Here is a 2348-nt window from a genome sequence, read left to right as displayed (position 1 = left end):
GCTGCGTAGGCGGTGTGTCAGGTACACCGCCTACGCAGCCTCGCCAAGGCTCGGCAGCTGCTACGGGCGATAGGCTACGGGCTACGGGTCGCGGGTCACGGGTCACGGCGATGGCATGGTTGGTCAGGCCTTCAGCGTCGCCATGTCGATCACGAAGCGGTACTTCACATCACCGGCGATCATGCGGGCGTAAGCCTCGTTGATCTGGCGGATGTCGAGCATTTCGATGTCGCAGGTGATGCCGTGTTCGGCGCAGAAATCCAGAACTTCCTGGGTTTCGGCAATACCGCCGATCAACGAACCCGCCAGCACTTTACGGCCCAACACCAGCTTGGCGGCGTTGACTGGCGGGTCGACCGGCTCGATCAGGCCGACCAGGATGTGCACGCCGTCAAAGCGCAGCACGTCGAGGTAGGGGTTCAGGTCGTGCTGCACCGGGATGGTGTCGAGCAGGAAGTCGAAGCTGCCGGCGGCGGCTTTCATCTGTTCGGCATCGGTGGACACGATCACGTGATCGGCGCCCTGGCGACGGCCTTCCTCAGCCTTGCTCGCGGAGCGGGTGAACAGCGTGACTTCCGCGCCCATCGCCTTGGCGAACTTGATACCCATGTGGCCCAGGCCGCCCATGCCCAGTACGCCGACTTTATCGCCTGCTTTCACGCCGTAGTGCTTGAGCGGCGAGTAGGTGGTGATGCCTGCGCACAGGATCGGCGCGGCGCTGGCCAGGTCGAGCTTGGCCGGAATTTTCACCACGAAGTGCTCGCTGACCACGATGCTGTCCGAGTAGCCGCCCATGGTGTTGCTGCCGTCTACCCGGTCCGGGGTGGCGTAGGTCATGGTCGGGCCTTCGAGGCAGTATTGCTCAAGGTCTGCGTGGCAGGCGTCGCAATGGCGGCACGAATCAACCATGCAGCCTACGCCGACCAGGTCGCCGACTTTGTGTGCCGTGACGCTGGCGCCGACGGCGGTGACTTTGCCGACGATCTCGTGGCCCGGCATCAGTGGGTACACGGCGATGCCCCATTCGTTGCGTGCCTGGTGGATGTCGGAGTGGCAGACGCCGCAGTAGAGGATCTCGATCGCCACGTCATCGGCGCGCGGGCTGCGGCGTTCAAACGACATGGGGGCGAGGGGAGTGGTGGCCGACTGGGCGGCATAACCGATGGCGGTGTACATGAGTAACCTCGCAAAAAAGCAGTGACAAGTGAGGCGGGCCATTTTCCGCGCCACCCCCGGATGCGGCCATGGTGATTGCTCCGAGTCTCATGCCTATTCGTCCGGGAGTGCCCTGTGTTTGGATTTATGTGCCCTCAGACCTGCGATGATGCTCTCATCCCTTTTTCGCGAAGTTTTTTGCCATGTTGTTGACCCGCCATCTCGACGCCAACGCCACGCTGGTTGCCTTGATAAAAGGGCTTACGCCCCGCGACGGTTTTTCGCCGACGAATTTGCCCGGTGTGCAGGTATTGCGCGCCAGTTGCGACGTGGCGCGTGGGCCTCAGATTTACGAGCCGAGCCTGATGATCGTCGCCCAAGGCAGCAAAGTCGCCTACCTGGGCCCACGCACACTGGAATATGGCGCCGGGCACTATTTGATCCAGGCGATGCCGGTGCCGTTCGAATGCGAAACCTTTGCCCTGCCGAATGCGCCGCTGTACGGCGTGACCGTCGGCATTGACCGCGTTGTGCTGGGTGAGCTGGTCATGGCCATGGGCATTCAGGCGGGGCCGCCGCCGGCCGCGCAGACGCTGGAGTCGATGAGTTCGGTGGTGCTCGATGACGCCATGCGCGGCTGTGTCGAGCGTTTGCTGCAATGCCTGCACGATCCGCTGGAAAGCCGGATCATGGGCCCGGCGCGGGTGCGCGAGTTGTTGTTCACCGCCTTGCGCGGGCCGCAGGCCGATGTGTTGCGGGCGTTGGTGGAGCAGCAGGGGCAGTTTTCGCGAATTGCCACGTCGTTGAATCACCTGCATGCCCATTACGCCGAACCGCTGAATATCGAGACGTTGGCCGGTTACGCGCACATGAGTGCGTCGACGTTTCACGAGCACTTCAAGCGCTGCACGTTGTTGTCGCCGGTGCAGTACCTCAAGCGTCTGCGGTTGCTCAAGGCCCAGCAGTTGCTGCTGGTGGACGGCATGGGCGTGGCACAAGCGGCGCACAATGTGGGGTATCAGAGTACGTCGCAGTTCAGCCGCGAATATAAGCGCTACTTTCTGCGTAACCCGGGCGAAGAGCGCGCGGCGTAAATCTCTAGTCACAACACGGTAAATGTGGGAGCGGGCTTGCTCGCGAAGGCGGTCTGTCAGTTGATGAATGTGTTAGCTGACCCACCGCCTTCGCGAGCA

General features: G+C 62.5%; 2 protein-coding genes. One reads left to right on the top strand and one right to left on the bottom strand.

Features of this window, described 5'->3' with window-relative positions; genetic code table 11:
* Window positions 1-123: 123 nt before the first annotated feature.
* Complete coding sequence (locus WBB95_RS02425; protein WP_424486127.1) at window positions 124-1176, bottom strand: NAD(P)-dependent alcohol dehydrogenase; 1053 nt, start codon at window positions 1174-1176, stop codon at window positions 124-126.
* Window positions 1177-1358: 182 nt separating this feature from the next.
* Between WBB95_RS02425 and WBB95_RS02420 the strand changes: the two genes are divergently transcribed.
* Entirely contained in the window at window positions 1359-2249 is an 891-nt protein-coding gene (locus tag WBB95_RS02420; protein ID WP_424486126.1) for an AraC family transcriptional regulator N-terminal domain-containing protein, read from the top strand.
* Window positions 2250-2348 lie beyond the last annotated feature (99 nt).

The sequence above is a fragment of the Pseudomonas sp. genome, assembly GCF_049645325.1.
In the GTDB taxonomy this organism is placed as follows: domain Bacteria; phylum Pseudomonadota; class Gammaproteobacteria; order Pseudomonadales; family Pseudomonadaceae; genus Aquipseudomonas.
This window is presented reverse-complemented; position numbering and strand designations above follow the sequence as displayed.